The following is a 16720-nucleotide window of genomic DNA, read 5'->3' on the forward strand; positions in this document are numbered from 1 at the left end:
TACGAGCCATGCTCATTAGCCTATTCGCTGCCGCCGTTCTGGGCGCGATGGTACTGGCGGGCACCGGCTGGATGACGAATCAGCGGCTGATCAACGTTCAACACCTCATCACCAGCGATGTACTTCCTTTGCAGGATGCCAGCCGCAGCATGGTACTGACCATGGGCGCGTTTGGTCAGCGTCATGCCGACCTGCTGGCGGCCGACAGCGAGGCGGCCCTTGACGGCGTGACCTCGCGCAGCGCGTTGAACGAACGCTTTGCACGTGCGCGAGACGGATTGGAGCGCAGCAGCCTATCGGCGCTATCGAACCAGCTCAGTGCACTGGACACTCACTACCAGAGCTTGCTGGCGGGTGATGAAACACTGGAAGAAGTACGCCGTGAAGCCTTGAATCTCTCGGCACAAATGGTCTCCCAGCTGCAACAGATGCAGGCTGCCATCACCACGGTCATGCACAGTGCCGAAGACATCGCCGGTCGCACGGCGCTGGCGCAGGTGCGTGAAGAGCGCCGTCAGCGTGAGCTGATGGAAGCCTGGCGTGAGGAGGGCACGACCTCGCTACCGACCCAACTGCTGGACACCATGTTCGCTCCTCGGGTGGACATTGGACGGCTGAGCGGCAATGCCCGCATGGCCGTGGCGACGCTATCCGACCTTGCGCGCCAGATGATGCAGGTGGAGAGCGTGGATGCGCTGGTCAACCTGCGTACCAATGAGATTGCCCAACAGGTAACCCTGGCACGCCAGTCGCTGGCTGCCATGGGAGAAGCACCCAGCACGACCGTCGAACAGCGCGTGCTGATCGCCGAACTGGACTCGGTGATTGCCGACCTGCATGCCCTGATGGTGGAAGATACCGGCTCCGTTTATGACCTGCGCCAGCAGCAGCTGGCCCAAGGCGAGCAGGTACAGGTGGCGCTGGCCAGCGTGGCACAAGCGTCCGATGAGATGCAGGGCGTACTGAGCGATATCGAAGCCTACATGGTCGAGCGCGCCGCCAGTGCCAGCAGTGAAGCGGAAACGCTGGCCAACGCCGGGCGCACGCTGCTGGTACTGGTCACGCTGGGCGTCATCGGCGTGCTGGCCATTTTTGGTTGGCGCACGATGGTGCGGGTACTGGGTCCGCTGGTCGCCATGCGCCGTCAAATGGAAAGCATCAGCGGTGCTGCGGGTGAAAATGCCGACCTCTCCATGCGTCTGGCCCTGGCCCACAATGATGAAGCAGGGCAAACCGCCCAGGCCTTCAATGAGATGATGGACACCTTCGAAGCCATGGTGGCACAGATCCGCGAAAGCGCCGAAGCCATTGCTTCCAGCAGCCGCCAGATTGCCGCAGGCAACGAGAACCTGTCACAGCGTACCGACCAGCAGGCGGCTTCGTTGGCAGAAACCGCGTCCAGCCTCGAACAGATTACCGCCACGGTCAAACAGACGGCGGACTACGCCGACCAGGCCAAAGATGCCAGCACCAACGTCGATGGGCGGGCCCGCTCGGCGGGGGATGTTGCCCAGCGTACCACCGCTGCCATGAGCGACATCCGCCAGGCCAGCGAGAAAATCACCTCGATCATCAAGGCCATCGACGATATCGCCTTCCAGACCAACCTGCTGGCCCTGAATGCGTCGGTCGAGGCAGCCCGCGCGGGAGAACAAGGGCGTGGGTTTGCGGTGGTCGCCCAGGAAGTGCGCAAGCTGGCGGGGCGTAGTGCCGAAGAGGCTGCCCAGATTCGCCATCTGGTCGATGACAGCGTGCAAAAAGTCAGTGAAGGTGAGCAGTTGGTGACGGCCTCCAGCCAGCACCTGCAAGAGATCATCGACAGCCTCACCGAGGTCACCCGTTATGTGACCGAGATCGCCGATGCCACCAAGGAGCAGTCGGCCGGCATTGATCAGATCAATCAGGCGATTTCGCAACTGGATCAGGTGACCCATCAGAACGCACGGCTGGTACAGGAAGCCACCACGGCAAGCCACACGCTGGATGAGCGCGCGGGGGACATGCACTCCTTGGTCAGCCGTTTTCAGGTGAGCCACGATGCCGGGCGTCAGCCTGCGGCGCTGCCCTCTCAGTCACCGTCCCAGTCTCGACGACATGCTCAATCACAGCCTGCTCGCTTGAAATAAGCGCTTCTCCATCCACCTTTCCCCGACAGCGAACGCCCCGGCGTTCGCTGTTTGCCTCTCAATCGGTTGAACTTTGCTGCACTTGCCTACACTGATAAAGAGTGAATCAAGACAAGGAGGCAAGATGACGACGCTAGTGATAGGGGCCAATGGCCAGATTGGCCAGCAGTTTTGTGCCTTGGCCAAGCAGGCGGGCACGCCCGTCAAGGCGATGATTCGTCACCGGGAGCAGGCGGCATGGTTCGAAGAGCGCGGCATTCCTACCGTGATCGCCGACTTGGAGGGTGAGCTGGAGCATGCCTTCGAAGGGTGTGATCAGGTGGTGTTCACGGCAGGGTCCGGGCCGCATACCGGGCCTGACAAAACCCTGTTGATCGACCTGTTCGGTGCCATCCGCGCAGCGGATATCGCCAGCCAGCGTGGCTTGTCACGCTATATCATGGTCAGTGCGCTGCGCGCTGAAAAACCTCTGGAAGCCCCGCAGAACATGCGACCGTACATGGCGGCCAAGTTCGCTGCCGACGCCCATCTGCGCCATAGCGATATCTCCTACGTGGTTCTCAAGCCGGGGCGGCTCACCGATGATCCCCCCAGCCACAAGTTTGCCCGCAGCGTGGAAGAAGCGGGCGATAATCGCATTTCGCGTGCCAACGTGGCCCATGCGCTGCTGAGGGTGGTGCAGACGCCTTCGATCATCGACCGCGACATTACCCTGCTGGATGGCAAACGCCCCATCGATGCGTTGTTATAACGCGTCACTCAGGCGCTCATTCAGGGCAGCCATGAAGGTCTCGATGCGCAGTGCGTTGGTGCCCACGTCGCTGGCACCCAGGCGAGAGGCTGAACGCATGTCCACTCGGGTGCCCGCTGGCTGCTCGGTCAAGCGAATCACCACATCGTCCTCGAAGCCAAACCAGCGGGTAGTGGCCGTGGCTTCCAGGCGGTCTGGAGCGATGTCGGCAATCTGCCAGCCTGCTGCCTCGACTTCCGCCTGCACCGCCGCCAGTACAGTGACGGCATCGGCCGCTACCTGCAGCGGCTGAATTCGAGGGTAGGCAGCTTGCTGCTGCCTTGCCGTGGCATCACCGGGGTAGTCGACGGCATTGGGGGCTGCCTCGCGGGCTTCACGAAGGGCCACGAAAGCCGGCGGATTTTGCGTATCGGTGGTGATGTCATGAATGACAGGCGCCTGCTGGGCACGTTGCCACTGCTGCCAAGGCAAGTACAGCAGCGCCGCCGTGGCCAGCAGGACGAGCAGTGCCGCACCCGCGGTGCCTGCCCGTCGAGTGAACGCACTGATGAGCAGCGTCAGCACGCTCAAGGCCAGCGAGGCCATGGCCGTGAACACACCATTGCGCAGCAACGTAAATGCCTCACCCAGCCCTACCCATTGCCAGCGATATGCCGGGCCAGCGATGGCCATCATGGTCACGGCCGCCAACAGCGCCACCAGGCTCAGCCAGACCAGCGCGCTGGGCCAGCGGCTTTTGTTGCGTGTACGGCTGAATGTTCTTGTGAATGCTCTGGCCATCCCTTTCCCCTTGGAAACATGACGTCTCTGCCCAGCATAGCCAGCGATGTGGTAGCGTGGTCACTTTTCCCGCCTGACCCAAGATGCCGCCATGAGGGACGCCTCCATGCACTCACCCAGACACTCTTCATCGGATGTGACCGCCACCCAGGCAACGGCTTTGCTCGCCGGCCGAGTGCGCGCGCTGCTCGAGCAAGCGCCTCGGCAGGCCCTGCCCATGACCTATCAGCAAGTGGCGGCTGCCCTGGGGCTCACCCCGCCGGGCACCATTGCGCAAGTGGCCAATGCGCTTGAATGGCTCATGGAAGAGGACGTGGTGGCAGGGCGGCCCCTGGTCGCGGCGCTGGTCATCAGTCGGCGTGGCGAAGATCGTCCGGCCAGCGGGTTTTTCGAAAAGGCCGTGGCGCTGGGTCGCTTTCCACAGGACCCCGTGACCCACGCGGAGCACTACCTGGCCGAGCGCGAGGGGGCCATGAATCTCCGTTGACTCACGCCTTGCGCAGCGGGTCGAGCAGGCCACTCAGGCCGTTATGGTCGATTTCGTGCATCAAGTGCAGCAGCTGGCCAATCTCCCCGGAAGGGAAGCCTTCTCGCGCAAACCAGTTGAGATAGGGCCCAGGCAGGTCGGCGATGATCCATCCTTCGTATTTGCCGAAGGGCATTTTGCGTGAGACCAGCTTTTCGAGGTCTTCGGGTTTCATTCGGTAATTCCTTTCATTCTCATTTAAGCGTTCTTTTATGTTTCCGCGCCCACGGTTTTTTGTTAGACTTTCGTCGACAATCACCCCCCCTCGACGCTGGGCGCTCACTGCTCCGGCACGTCATTTCTGTATCGTCAGGGACATGACATGCAAAAACGTTTAAGTCTTTTACTCTGCTCGCCGCTGCTGGCGCTAGCAGCAATGCCCGTTTCGGCCGATGAACCGGTCGATGTCCTGCTGATTGGCGGCGGCATCATGAGCGCTACGCTGGGCACCTATCTCCAGGAGCTGGAGCCGGAGTGGAGCATACACCTCTACGAGCGATTGGATGAAGTCGCCGCTGAAAGCTCCAACGGCTGGAACAACGCAGGTACCGGACACTCGGCTTTCTGCGAAATGAACTACACCCCTGAGCAGTCGGACGGTAGTGTGGCCATCGACCGTGCGGTCAACGTGACCGAGCAGTTCGAGGTGTCTCGCCAGTTCTGGGCGCACCAGGTGGACCGTGGCATGCTCGGCGAGCCCGGCTCGTTCATCAGCACCTCTCCGCATTTGAGCCTGGTATGGGGCGAAGACGACGTGGCGTTCCTGCGCGAGCGTCACGCTACCATGGTACAGAACCCGCTCTACGCCGGTATGGAGTACTCCGAGGATTGGCAGGAGCTGGCCGAGTGGATGCCGCTGGTCATGGCCGGTCGTGAGAACGACGGCACCCCGGTGGCAGCAACGCGCATGCAGATGGGCACCGAGGTGAACTACGGTGCGCAAACGCGCCAGATGATCGAATCTCTGGCCCAGGGCGACAACTTCACGCTGGGTCTGAACAGTGAAGTGCGCGGTTTCGAGCGCAATGACGACGATACCTGGCAGGTACGTATCGCCGACTTGACCAGCGGTGATGAGTTCACCGTGGATGCACGCTTCGTCTTCATCGGTGCGGGCGGTGCGGCGCTGCCGCTGCTGCAGGAAACCGGTATTCCTGAAGTAGAGGGCTACGGCGGCTTCCCGGTGGGTGGCCAGTTCCTCTACACCACCAACCCGGACGTCGTGTCTCAGCATCTGGTGAAAGTGTATGGCAAGGCCGGTGAAGGCTCACCGCCGATGTCGGTACCCCACCTGGATATTCGCTATCTGGACGGTGAACCCGCGCTGTTCTTCGGCCCGTTTGCCACCTTCTCCAGCAAGTTCCTGAAAGAAGGCTCCTGGACCGACCTGTTCGGCTCCATGACGCTGAACAATACCTGGCCGATGATGCAGGTCGGAGTCGATAACTTTGACCTCGTGCGCTATCTGGTCAGCCAGGTGATGATGTCGGAAGAAGACCGTTTCGAAGCGCTGCAGGACTTCTACCCGGAAGCCAACCCCGAAGATTGGTCGCTGTGGACAGCGGGCCAGCGTGTGCAGATCATCCGCAACGATGAAGAGCAGGGCGGCGTGCTGCAGTTTGGTACCGAAATCATCAGCTCTGCCGATGGCAGCATGGCTGCGCTGCTAGGCGCTTCGCCGGGCGCTTCCACCGCTCCGTCGATCATGCTGAGCCTGCTGGGTCGTGTGTTCCCCGAACAGGTAGCCACCGAAGAGTGGCAGTCCACCCTGACCGCCATCGTGCCGTCCTACGGCCAGAAACTGGCGGAAAATCCGGAGCTGCTGCGTAACGTGCGCGCCTACACGGCACAAACCCTGCAGCTTGACGAGCCCATGAACCTGCAGGCGGGCGATGCCGTCGAGGCAAGTGACGTCGAAGACGCCGCTGACGAAGCGGAAGCTCAGGGCAGCGAGCAAGAAGCAGAGGTGACACAGGCGTAAGCAGGACGCCTGAAGTTCGGCCTATACAACGCCAGCCTTCGGGCTGGCGTTGTGCGTTTCGTTCATGGCTATGCGGCGTATTCCACCAACAGGGCGATCAGGGCACGGGCTGCCTCGTGGCCAGGTTGATCGCCTCGATATACCACCCCGATATCCCGGTGAAAGGTGTGCTCACCGAGGCTGACTGCCCTGATGCCGCTGGGCCAGTGGTCAAGGGCACGAGGCTCTGGTACCAGCGCGACGCCCACGCCGTTGGCCACCAGCCGAACGATGGCATCCAGTTCATCGACTTCACACACATCGCGCACCTGGCAGTGCTGATCGCGCAAGAAGCGCTCGACCTGCCGCCCCCCAAAGGATGTCCGGTCGTAACGCACGAACGGATGACGCTCCAGCAATGCTCGCCAATCGCTCCCTGACCAGTCCTGTGGTACCAACAGGCGAAAGGGTTCATGGGCCAGTGGCTGCCAGCGCAGGTCGCTATGCAGCGAGAAAGGCGGCCGAATGATCACGGCCATATCGAACTCTCCTGCGTCCACCTGGCTCATCAGCCCCAGTGACAGCCCAGGGACCACCCGGCTGCGGCAGTGAGGAAAGTGGCGGTGAAAATGTGCCAGCACGTCCGGCAGCAGCGTACGTTGATACGAGGCAATGGCGCCTAGCGTGATGAGCGTGCCGGGGGCTTGGTCGGTGCCCGCAGCCCCCAGCGTTCGGTACAGCGCCAGCAGGGCGCGGGCTTGCTGCAGGGTGGCCTGACCTTGCGAGGTGAGGACGGCATTGCGACCGCTGCGCTCGAACAGTGTGACCCCCAGCTCCGCTTCCAGGCGCTTCATCTGGGCGCTGACGGCCGCCTGCGTCAGCCCGGTCTGCTGCCCGGCAGCGGCAAAAGTGCCGTGCTGGGCCACGGCGACAAGCGTTTTAAGCTCACGAATCATGATCGGTAACTCATCAATATTTTTTGTGAGTTTATCAAAAAACAATTGATTTTATTTTTGCATGGCGGCTTTTAGGATGGCTGAACCAACCATAAACGCAGCACATCGCGGCATACCCGATAACAGGAGCCTCTCATGAGCCTTTCCCCTTTCCACCTGGCAATCCCCGTTTACGATGTGCCGCTGGCACGCGCTTTCTACAATGATGTTTTTGGTCTGGAAGAGGGGCGTTCCAGTGACCATTGGGTGGATTTCAACTTCTTTGGCCACCAACTGGTGATTCACGGGCATCCCAAGACGCCTGGGCAGGAAAGCGCCCATACCAACCCGGTGGATGGCCACAATGTGCCGGTACCGCATTTTGGTGTCATCCTGGAGTGGGATGAGTGGGAAACGCTGGCCGAGCGCCTGAAAGCCCGCGATACCGATTTCGTGATCGAACCCTATATTCGCTTCAAGGGAGAAGTGGGTGAACAGGCCACCATGTTTCTGCTCGACCCCTGCGGCAATGCGCTGGAGTTCAAGGCGTTCAAGGACAAGAGCCAAATTTTTGCCAAGTAAGTGCGCTTGTGTCGCCGGCAGGGCGCGTGTCAGGCGCGCATGGCCTGCTCCTGTCGGCGATGCTGTAGCGGTGGCTCGCCAAAGTAACGCTTATAGTCGCGGCTGAACTGAGGCACGCTGCGGTAGCCGACGGCCAAGGCGGTCTGGTTGACGTTATGGCGGTCCTGCAGCAATAGCTGCTGAGCCTTCAGCAGCCGCAGCCGTTTCAAGTATTGCGCCGGGGAAGCCCGAGTGATCTGCTTGAAGTGCTGATGAAAGGTCGAGACGCTCATGTTGGCTTGACGAGCCAGCTGTTCCACTGAAAACGGATCGGCAAAATGAGCGTGCAGATGGGAAAGCACCTGCACGATTCTCGCATAGTGGCCATGGCCGCTGACCAGCGCACGCAGCGCTTGCCCCTGTTCCCCCTTGAGCGCTTCGAATACCACATCGCGTATGCGCGCTGCCCCCATGGTGCGGCACTCCATCTCGTCGTGCAGGGTGTGGGCGAGCCGCAGTACGGCGGCCTGCATGCCCTCGTTCATGGCCACCGAGGCCATGGGCCTGGGGGTTTTCACGGTTTGCACAAGCGGCCCCTGATCGCCCATGGCCGTGACCAGCTCGTTGAGCAGTGCGGGGTCCAGAGAGACCGAAATACCCAACAGCGGCGCCTCTTCGGAGCCGTGTGTTTCGCACTCGAAAGGCAGCGGCAGGGTCTGAACGAGATAGTGGCCAGGATTGTAGTGAATCTCGCGGTCACCCAAGTAACCGATCTTTCGCCCTTGGGCAATCACCGTCAGCCCCGGTTCGTACATGAGCGGGGTGCGCGGCTGATGCCGTTTCAGACACAGCAGGCTGACGCGTGGCAGTGTCGAGGCGTTCATTCCTTCTCGTCGAATCAAGGGAGAAAGACACTGAGCGAGGGCATTACCGGCAGCGGTGGTAGTGGCCATGGTAGCTCCGAAAGGTAGGCAGTCTTGGGGCAGCTGCGACGATTGTGCCTTTTTTGAGCGAATTTTTGTTATTTTATTACGCTTGAGTAGAGAAATAGGCAAAAAAAACGGAGCTTCGTTCATCGCTAACCGCGGCGGTACGGCCAATAATGGTGACTTCTCTCGCATGGGCGGGATCCCTTGAACAGGAGTTTCCATGAGCCAAGCAAAATCTTACGCCGCGTTTTCTGCCGACAAACCCCTCGCGCCGTTTACCTTTGAGCGTCGTGCGCCGCGTGCCGACGACGTTGCCATCGAAATTCTCTACTGTGGCGTATGCCACAGCGACCTGCACTTTGCGCGTAACGACTGGGGCATGAGCCAATACCCCGTCGTGCCCGGCCACGAGATCGTCGGCCGCGTAACCGCCGTGGGCAGCGACGTGAGCCGCTTCCAGGTAGGCGATCTGGTAGGGGTGGGCTGTATGGTCGATTCCTGCCGTACCTGTTCGGCCTGCCAAGAAGGCGTAGAGCAATACTGCCTGGAAGGCTTCACCATGACCTACGGTAGCCCCGACCGTCAGGATGGCACCCTGACCCAGGGCGGCTATTCCGATGCCATCGTGGTGAGCGAGCATTTCGTGCTCAAGATGCCTGATGGTATCGATCTGGCCTCGGCAGCGCCTATCCTGTGCGCCGGTATCACTACCTACTCACCGCTGAAGCATTTCGGGGTAGGTAAAGGGCACAAGATCGGGGTGATTGGCATGGGTGGCCTGGGCCATATGGGCGTGAAGCTGGCCAAGGCGCTGGGCGCAGAAGTCACGGTATTTACCCGTTCCGACGCTAAGGTAGAGGAAGCCAAGCGAAACGGCGCTGACCACGTGGTGGTGTCCAGCGACCCGGCGCAAATGGAGGCCGTGGCAGAGACCTACGACTTCATGCTGGACACCGTGCCGGTGCAGCATGACCTCAACCCCTACCTGGCCGCGCTCAAGTACAACGGTACGCATATCATCGTCGGGCTGCTGGAGCCCATCGAGCCGACCATCGAAGCGTTCAATCTGGTCTTCAAGCGCCGCGTGGTGGCTGGTTCACTGATCGGCGGGATTGCCGAAACGGAAGAGCTCTTGAAGCTGTGCGCCGAACAGAACATCACCTGCGATATCGAAATGCTGGATATCAACGACATCAACGAAGGTTTCGAGCGCATGGAAAAAGGTGACGTGCGTTACCGCTTCGTGATCGACATGGCCACGCTGAAAAACACGCCTGCCTGAGGCATTTCACGGGTAGCGATGCCCACTCTCCGAGGGTTTCTCGGGGAGTGGGCTTTTTTGTGGGCCCATCAATGAAAATTTGTTGATATACATAAGTCGTAGAGAGGCCGTTTTTTGACGTGGATTGTTTTACCCTTCGCTTGAGCAGTGCCATAACGAATAAGCACAAGGGAACTCACCCATGAAGCATCTCTCAATCAAATGGAGCCTGACGGCTGCCCTCGCGGTGCTGGTGGTGATGATTGGCCTGATTAGCGGGCTGGGCTTTTATGCCAATACCAACAGCGGTCAGGCACTTGCCGAAATCAACAATACCAATGTGCGGCTGGTCAATCTGGCCAACCGAATGCAGGTCAATGCGTTACGGGCGCAGACCTTTCTCGACCGCGCTGCCAGCTTCAGTACCATGGGCAATCCTGAAAGAGGTCAGGAAAGCCAGGGGCAGGCAGTGGAGGCCACGCAAATCGCGCAACAGTACTTCGAGGAGTTCTCCGCTGTGGTGGTGGCCCCGGAAAGTGAGCTTTCCCGCTACCGAAATGCGGTGACCGAGGCTTATCAAGCCTTTGTGGTGGAAGGCTTGGAGCCCTTGTTGAATGCGCCGCCTTTCCAGATCCAGCGCCGCCAGGCGGAGCTGGGCGAGCATAGCGCGCGCCTGGATACGGCGATGAGCGATTTTGTGGCCTATACCGAATCCCGTGGTCAGCAGGTGATGCAACAGGTTGAGCGAGTCGCGACCTGGGTAGGTGCCATCGCCATTGGTCTACTGCTGTTTTCACTGTTGGCGGCGCTGGTCATTCGTATTGCCATGGTGCGCGGGGTGGTGACGCCGCTGCGCCAGGCACTGGACCACTTTGCGCGCATTGCCGACGGCGACCTGACCGGGCGTATCGAAGACCGCGGCCGTAACGAGATTGGCCAGCTGTTCATTGGGCTGGCCGCCATGCAGGAAAAGCTCAGAACGCTGGTCCTCTCGTTGCGCAGCAGCAGTGAACACGTCTACAGCGGGGCCAGCGAGATCTCCTCCGGCAGCCAGGACCTCTCCTCACGTACCGAGCAGCAGGCCGCCGCGCTTCAGCAAACGGCTTCCAGCATGGAGCAGATGGCGACCACGGTGGGCACCAATGCGGATATCGCCCAGCAGGCCGACCAGCTCTCCGTGGCGGCATCGCAGTCGGCAGAGCTGAGTGGCGACGAGGTCGAGCGAACCGTGCAACTGATGCGGGATATTGCGGCCAGCGCCGACAAGGTGAACGACATCATTGGCGTGATCGACTCGATTGCCTTCCAGACCAATATCCTGGCGCTCAATGCCTCCGTGGAAGCGGCCCGAGCCGGTGAGCAGGGGCGCGGCTTTGCCGTGGTGGCCAGTGAGGTGCGTTCTCTCGCTACCCGCAGTGCCGAGTCGGCCAAGGAGATTCGCGGTCTCATCGAGCAAACCACGGCACAGATCACCAGCGGTGCCAGCCAGGCCGAGCGCAGCGGGCAAACCATCCATCAGACGGTGGACGCCATTCGTCAGGTCACCACGCTGGTGGGTGAAATTTCCACGGCAACCCGTGAACAGAGCGGAGGGATCGAGCAGATCAATGCGGCGTTGACCGAAATGGATTCGGTGACCCAGCAGAACGCGGCGCTCGTGCAGGAAACCAGTGCGGCGGCCACTGCCCTGGAGGGCCAAGCCAGTGGCCTGGCAGAACTGATCTCCACCTTCCGGCTGGCCGCTGGCGAGCAGCTGTCGCCTGCGCCGCAGGCGCCAGCGCCCGCCCTGACTCGGCAAGCGGCAGGACAGACGCCTCCGGCCAAGTCGATTCAAAAGCAGGACGAGTGGGACGAATTCTAAAGAGGAAGACCATAGAACGCCCCCTGAGCGCACGATGTGCTCAGGGGGCGTTTTTCTTTCAGGCGTGGGCCACCACGCGCAGGCGCACGTAGTCGGCGGTCCAGTTGCCGTGCCCATCGCTCAGGCTGTGCGACAGCAGGTTGACGGTATGATCGAACACGGCATCTTTCAGGTCGTCATCCAGGCCGTGGAAGAACGGGCTGGCAAAGGTGTCCAGCCAGTTGGCCATGCCCTTGGGCAGCGGCGTAGGGCGCGGGATGAGCTCGATGCTGTCGATACGAAAGCCCACCGTTTGCAGCAGGTTGGCGTAATCCTCTGCCGTCGGGAAATACCACGGGTGACGCCCTTTGGAGCTGATACCACGGAACTGTAGCGAGGCAATCAGCGCGGTGCAGATGGCCGCCACGTTGCCGTGCCCACCAAACTCGGCCACGAAGCGGCCACCAGGTTTGAGGGCTCGCTTGACGCCTGCCAACACGGCCTGAGGGTCCAGCATCCAGTGCAGGGCGGCATTGCTGAAAACCGCATCGAACTCGTGGTCGAAGGGCAGTTGGTGGCCATCGATTACCCTGGCCGTCACGCCGCGCTGCTGCGCCGCCGCGACCATTTCCGCCGACGCATCGACGCCCAGCACGTCAGCGCCCAGCTGCATGATGCGCTCGCTCAATACGCCATCACCGCAGCCCAGATCCAGAATGCGCTCACCCGGCTGAGGGGAGAGCAGCTTCAGCACCTCGTGGCCCAGCTTGGGCACGAAAGATGCGTTTTCCGCGTACTGGCTAGCATTCCATGCTTGCCCAGGCGGGGTATGTGAGGCGTTTGTCATGGCGGCATCCTGGCATCGTTATTCAGTGGTGCGATTATTCAGAGTGAAACACTGTATTAGAATAACGCTTTTTACAGTATAGCCATCCGCTGGATAAGCCCCAGTCAGCACGTACATTTTTCACGTTTACCCTGCCCATCATTCGGGCAGGGCGTAGGCAATGACGCTATCGCCCAGCGTGGTTTCCGATTGGAAAGAGCCGCCTGCGGCGATGACGACATACTGGCGGCCTTGGTGCACGTAGGTCATGGGGTTGGCCTGCCCGCCTGCTGGCAGGCGCTGTTCCCATATCAGTTCGCCGGTCGCGCTGTCGAAGCCGCGCAGGTAATCGTCCATGGCGGCCCCAATGAAGGTCATGCCCCCTTGGGTGGCCAACGGGCCACCGCTGGTGGGGGCACCCACCGTCATCTTGAGGCGCGAGGGAATGCCCAGCGGTCCTTGATCCATGCTGGTGCCCAGCGGGCGTGACCAGACGATCTCGCCACTGTTCAGGTCGGTGGCGCTCAGAAAGCCCCAGGGTGGCGCCGTACACGGCATGTCCAGCGGAGAGAGCCAGGCTCCGCGCTCCGCTGCCACGGGTGCGCCCAGCATGGGCTGGGCCTGCTGGTCGATGTAGCTGGCATCCTGAGCGCCAATGGGGGCAATGTCATCCATATCGTCGGCTTCTTCTCGGGGGTAGAGCACCACCTGCGAGGGCATGCGGTTGTTGTTCACGATCATCAGTTGGCGCGTGGGATCGAACGAGGCGCTGCCCCAGTTGATGCCGCCCAGGATGCCAGGAAACTGCAGCATGCCGCCTTCCTCCAGAGTGGGAGGAGTAAACATGCCCTCGTAGCGCATGCGCTGGAACTCGATGCGGCAGTAGAGGTGGTCCAGTGGCGTCGTGCCCCAGGTATGCGCCCCGGTCAAGCGTTCGACTTCCTGCCCTGGCAGTGAACCAAAGTTGGGCATGTCTGGTGAAAAAGGCTGTACCGGCGAGGTCCAATCTCCTTCGATGGCTCCCTGAGGCACGGCGCGCTCCTCGATGCTGCGCAGGGGTTCACCGGTTTCACGGTCGAAGACGAATACCTGCCCATATTTGGTGGCTTGCACCACGGCCGCTCTGGGGCCTTCCTCGGTGGGGAAGTCGATCAGCGCTGGCTGCGCCCCCAGATCGTAATCCCATAAATCATGTATCACGGTGGTGAATTTCCAGGCGACGTCGCCGGAGTCGGCTTCCACGGCGACCAGCGATGCAGTGAAGGCATCCTCCTCCGGCGAGCGGTCGCCGCCATATTGGTCATTGGTAGGGTTTCCGGTGGGCAGGTAGACCAGCCCCAGGGCTTCATCGGCCGTGATGGCCGCCCACACGTTGGGGGTGCCGCGCGGGTACACTTCACCGGGTTCGGGCTGTTGGTCGGGGGTCGTCCAGACCGCGTCCCAGGTCCACTGCCACTCGCCCGTGAGGGCATGGTAGGACCTCACGGCGCCGGAAGGGCCGTCCCGGCGCTGATTGTCGGTCACCTGATGCCCTACGATCACACTGTCGTTGACCACGGTAGGGCCCGATGTATTGGAGAGATAGCCCGGTGCCTGCGGGTCCATGAACTCATACAGGTCAACGGTTCCCTGCTGGCCGAAATCGGTGCACTGAGAGCCATCTTCGGCATTCAGGGCCATCAGGCGTCCATCCATGGTGCCCATCAGCAGACGGCGCGGGCACTGGGTCGTGGGGTCGTCGGTTTCATGGTATGCCAGCGAGCGGCAGGCGGCAGAAAACACATGCTCCAGCGCATCGGGGTCGACCTGTGGGTCGAAATGCCACTGCTGCTCGCCGTTGCCGGGGTCCAGTGCAAACACCTGGTTGCTTTGGGTGCATACATAGACGCTGTTGCCCACTTTCAGTGGCGTATTCTGAAAGGCATAAGGTGTCGCGTCGCTATGGGGAGTATCGCCGGTATTGAAGGTCCAGGCCTCGCTGAGGCGCGCCGCGTTGTCTGGCGTAATCTGGCTGGCCTCGGAAAACCGCCGAGCCGACGCATCGCCACCGTAGGCCGGCCAGTCCATGGAGGTCTGGTCGTTCATGTCAGGCGAGGAAGCGCCTTCCGCCACGCGGGCCTGCGCCGGGGAGTCGATATCCACATGACGATCCTGCAACAGCCACAGAAGTGCCAGGCTCGGCAGCGCCAGGGCGATCAGGCCCGGCAGGCGTGCCCCCCAGCCAGGCCGGTGGCCGCGGTGTCGGTACAGCGCGGGTAACAGCAGCAGCGCCACCGCCAGCAAGCCCCACAGCACCCCCATGCGCGCCAGTAAGTCCACCTGCCAAATCGGCAGCCAGCCTTTCTGGTCGATTTCCCATAACGACCAGGCCAGGGTAGCCAGTACCGTTGCGGCATAGAGCCAAACGCCCGATGGGGACCGGCGCCACATCAGCACGGCGGCGCTCAGGATGGCAAGGCCCGCCAGCAGGAAATACCACGAGCCCCCGAGCAGGACCAGATATCCCCCACCTACGATCATGGGCAGGCTCAGTAGCAGGAGTACGCCTGCCAGGGCGAGCATGGCCCAGACGGCCGGTCCTTTGCGATAGGTAGCGTCCATGTCTTTTCCTGTGGTTATGGGGCGGGTGTTGCCTGCGTGGCAACAATGCTGAATTAACCTTAGAAGAGCAGGCAGGGCTTGGCGAGTAGAGGAGGGTTGTTTAACCCATGTGGCCTCGTGAAGCTGCATTTGCCTGCCAGCGAGCCTCGCGGGTTGCCGCAAGCAGGCAAGAATGCGTTACGATTCAAGTATTCCGATAAAGCACGCCCCCTACCATTTCGTGATCAGTGAGGCACCATGAACGACGTTATCAAGCTCTTGCAGTCCCACCGTTCCATTCGTAAATTCACCGACCAGGAGATTCCCCGTGGGCTGCTCCTGGAGCTGATCAAGGCCGGGCAGGCGGCGGCGACCTCCAGCCATGTGCAGGCGTACAGCGTGATTCACGTGAAAGATGCAGCCAACCGAGAGCAACTGGCCGAACTGTCCGGTGGCCAGGGCTATGTGGCCAGCAGTGCGGTATTTCTGGTGTTCTGCGCCGACATGAAGCGTCCTACAGAAGCCTCGGCGCGTACTGGCGCCAACGTAGAGCGCGGCATGACCGAGCAACTGCTGGTGGCCACCGTGGACACGGCGCTGATGGCCCAAAACGTGGCCGTGGCGGCCGAGTCGGAAGGGCTGGGCATCTGCTACATCGGCGGGATTCGCAACAACCCCGAGGCCGTCAGTGAACTGCTCAAGCTGCCGCCCCATGTGTACCCGGTATTCGGCATGTGCCTGGGCTACCCGGACCATCAGCCGGAGGTCAAGCCCAGGCTGCCCGTGGAGGCGATTCTGAAAGAGGACTACTACACTGAAGACAGTGATCAGGTCGTGGCCTTCGATGACACCATGCGGGCTTACTACCAATCACGCAGTAGCGGCAATAAAAACAGTGACTGGTCGCACAACCTCACCCCTCTGTTCGACAACAAGCTGCGCCCCCACATGCGTGACTTTCTAGTGAAGCGTGGCTTTACCATGAAATAAGGAGCCCTTCATGTCCCTACAGCGTGCCTACCTTCTCTTCGCTGGGCTTTACAGCCTGCTGCCCGTGATGGGCGTCATTGCCATTCTCTTCGGGGGCGGGACACCGCTGGCGCTGGTGCACCTGTTCTTTGGGGTGTTGGGGGTCGTGGGGCTGTGGGGATACATGCTCAACCGAGGCGTCATGAATCAGCGCATGTGGCGGCCGCTGGCGCTGGTGTTTGCCGTGGGAAGCCTGGTGCAGATGGGCATTCTGCTGAGTACGCCAGTGGCGGGCGTAGAACTGACCTGGATGCTCATCAGCAGCATCTTTGCCCTCATCCTGGCCGTCATGCTCTATCACTACGGCAATCGAGACCAGCCGCTGTGGGCCAGTGAAGAAGAGCGAGTGGCCGCGTCGAAGCTGGCCCAACTGCTGGAGCAGCAGTCCAACGTCACGGCGTATCACCGGGAGCCGGGTCACGAGAACAGTGTCCGCGTCTCCAAAGTAGGCAGTGCCTATCAGGCCAGCGTTACCCGCCGCACCCCCAAAGGTCAGGAGACGTTCGAACAGCGCTTTCGCCATCCTGAAACGCTGCTGTTCTTTGCCGAAAAGTTCGCGAGCGTCGCGCCACAGGAGTTCACTCGCCAGGAGGTGCCAGGCTCACAGCTGGCGTGA

The 16720-nt window shown here is 61.2% G+C and carries 15 protein-coding genes; 9 read left to right on the forward strand and 6 right to left on the reverse strand.

Annotated features, from left to right (window positions below; genetic code table 11):
• Positions 1-8: 8 nt before the first annotated feature.
• Both IE091_RS11215 and IE091_RS11220 read left to right on the forward strand, forming a co-directional pair.
• On the forward strand, positions 9-2126 hold the full coding sequence (locus IE091_RS11215) for a methyl-accepting chemotaxis protein (protein WP_229800819.1): 2118 nt from the start codon (positions 9-11) through the stop codon (positions 2124-2126).
• Positions 2127-2250: 124 nt separating this feature from the next.
• Positions 2251-2877, forward strand: coding sequence for an SDR family oxidoreductase (locus IE091_RS11220; protein WP_189463666.1), 627 nt, complete (start codon positions 2251-2253; stop codon positions 2875-2877).
• Here the strand turns inward: IE091_RS11220 and IE091_RS11225 are convergent.
• Entirely contained in the window at positions 2872-3657 is a 786-nt protein-coding gene (locus IE091_RS11225) for a DUF1499 domain-containing protein (protein WP_189463667.1), read from the reverse strand. The genes IE091_RS11220 and IE091_RS11225 overlap by 6 nt on opposite strands.
• Before the next feature lie 106 nt (positions 3658-3763).
• On the opposite strand from IE091_RS11225, the gene IE091_RS11230 reads away from it, so the two are divergent.
• Positions 3764-4144 carry a hypothetical protein gene (locus IE091_RS11230; RefSeq protein WP_189463668.1) on the forward strand — a complete coding sequence of 127 codons (381 nt, stop codon included), beginning with the start codon at positions 3764-3766 and terminating at the stop codon, positions 4142-4144.
• 1 nt (position 4145) lies between these two features.
• On the opposite strand, the gene IE091_RS11235 is transcribed toward IE091_RS11230, so the two are convergent.
• A complete protein-coding gene (locus tag IE091_RS11235) occupies positions 4146-4358 on the reverse strand; it encodes a DUF3820 family protein (RefSeq protein WP_039175844.1) in 213 nt (70 codons plus the stop codon).
• A gap of 147 nt (positions 4359-4505) precedes the next feature.
• Here IE091_RS11235 and mqo point away from each other — a divergent pair, with 147 nt between their 5' ends.
• A complete protein-coding gene (gene mqo, locus IE091_RS11240; RefSeq protein ID WP_189463669.1) occupies positions 4506-6164 on the forward strand; it encodes a malate dehydrogenase (quinone) in 1659 nt (552 codons plus the stop codon).
• Positions 6165-6232: 68 nt separating this feature from the next.
• Here mqo and IE091_RS11245 read toward each other — a convergent pair whose 3' ends face one another.
• A complete protein-coding gene (locus IE091_RS11245) occupies positions 6233-7099 on the reverse strand; it encodes a LysR family transcriptional regulator (RefSeq protein WP_189463670.1) in 867 nt (288 codons plus the stop codon).
• 135 nt (positions 7100-7234) lie between these two features.
• Here IE091_RS11245 and IE091_RS11250 point away from each other — a divergent pair, with 135 nt between their 5' ends.
• The gene (locus tag IE091_RS11250) at positions 7235-7660 is read left to right on the forward strand and encodes a VOC family protein (protein ID WP_039175852.1); all 426 of its coding nucleotides are present in this window, start codon (positions 7235-7237) and stop codon (positions 7658-7660) included.
• A 29-nt stretch (positions 7661-7689) separates the two neighbouring features.
• Here the strand turns inward: IE091_RS11250 and IE091_RS11255 are convergent, their stop codons facing one another.
• Positions 7690-8592: an AraC family transcriptional regulator gene (locus IE091_RS11255; protein WP_039175854.1), complete on the reverse strand. Its 903-nt coding sequence runs from the start codon at positions 8590-8592 to the stop codon at positions 7690-7692.
• Between the two features lie 196 nt (positions 8593-8788).
• Between IE091_RS11255 and IE091_RS11260 the strand changes: the two genes are divergently transcribed.
• Positions 8789-9850, forward strand: coding sequence for an NAD(P)-dependent alcohol dehydrogenase (locus IE091_RS11260; RefSeq protein ID WP_189463671.1), 1062 nt, complete (start codon positions 8789-8791; stop codon positions 9848-9850).
• Between the two features lie 181 nt (positions 9851-10031).
• Positions 10032-11690 carry a methyl-accepting chemotaxis protein gene (locus IE091_RS11265; RefSeq protein ID WP_189463672.1) on the forward strand — a complete coding sequence of 553 codons (1659 nt, stop codon included), beginning with the start codon at positions 10032-10034 and terminating at the stop codon, positions 11688-11690.
• Between the two features lie 58 nt (positions 11691-11748).
• Here IE091_RS11265 and IE091_RS11270 read toward each other — a convergent pair whose 3' ends face one another.
• A complete protein-coding gene (locus IE091_RS11270) occupies positions 11749-12516 on the reverse strand; it encodes a class I SAM-dependent methyltransferase (protein WP_189463673.1) in 768 nt (255 codons plus the stop codon).
• A 138-nt stretch (positions 12517-12654) separates the two neighbouring features.
• The gene (locus IE091_RS11275; RefSeq protein WP_189463674.1) at positions 12655-15096 is read right to left on the reverse strand and encodes a membrane-bound PQQ-dependent dehydrogenase, glucose/quinate/shikimate family; all 2442 of its coding nucleotides are present in this window, start codon (positions 15094-15096) and stop codon (positions 12655-12657) included.
• Between the two features lie 237 nt (positions 15097-15333).
• Between IE091_RS11275 and nfsA the strand changes: the two genes are divergently transcribed.
• Positions 15334-16065, forward strand: a complete 732-nt coding sequence (nfsA, locus tag IE091_RS11280; protein WP_016916478.1) for an oxygen-insensitive NADPH nitroreductase — start codon at positions 15334-15336, stop codon at positions 16063-16065.
• Between the two features lie 10 nt (positions 16066-16075).
• Positions 16076-16720, forward strand: coding sequence for a hypothetical protein (locus IE091_RS11285; protein WP_189463675.1), 645 nt, complete (start codon positions 16076-16078; stop codon positions 16718-16720).

Source organism: Vreelandella hamiltonii (assembly GCF_014651775.1).
GTDB lineage: Bacteria > Pseudomonadota > Gammaproteobacteria > Pseudomonadales > Halomonadaceae > Vreelandella > Vreelandella hamiltonii.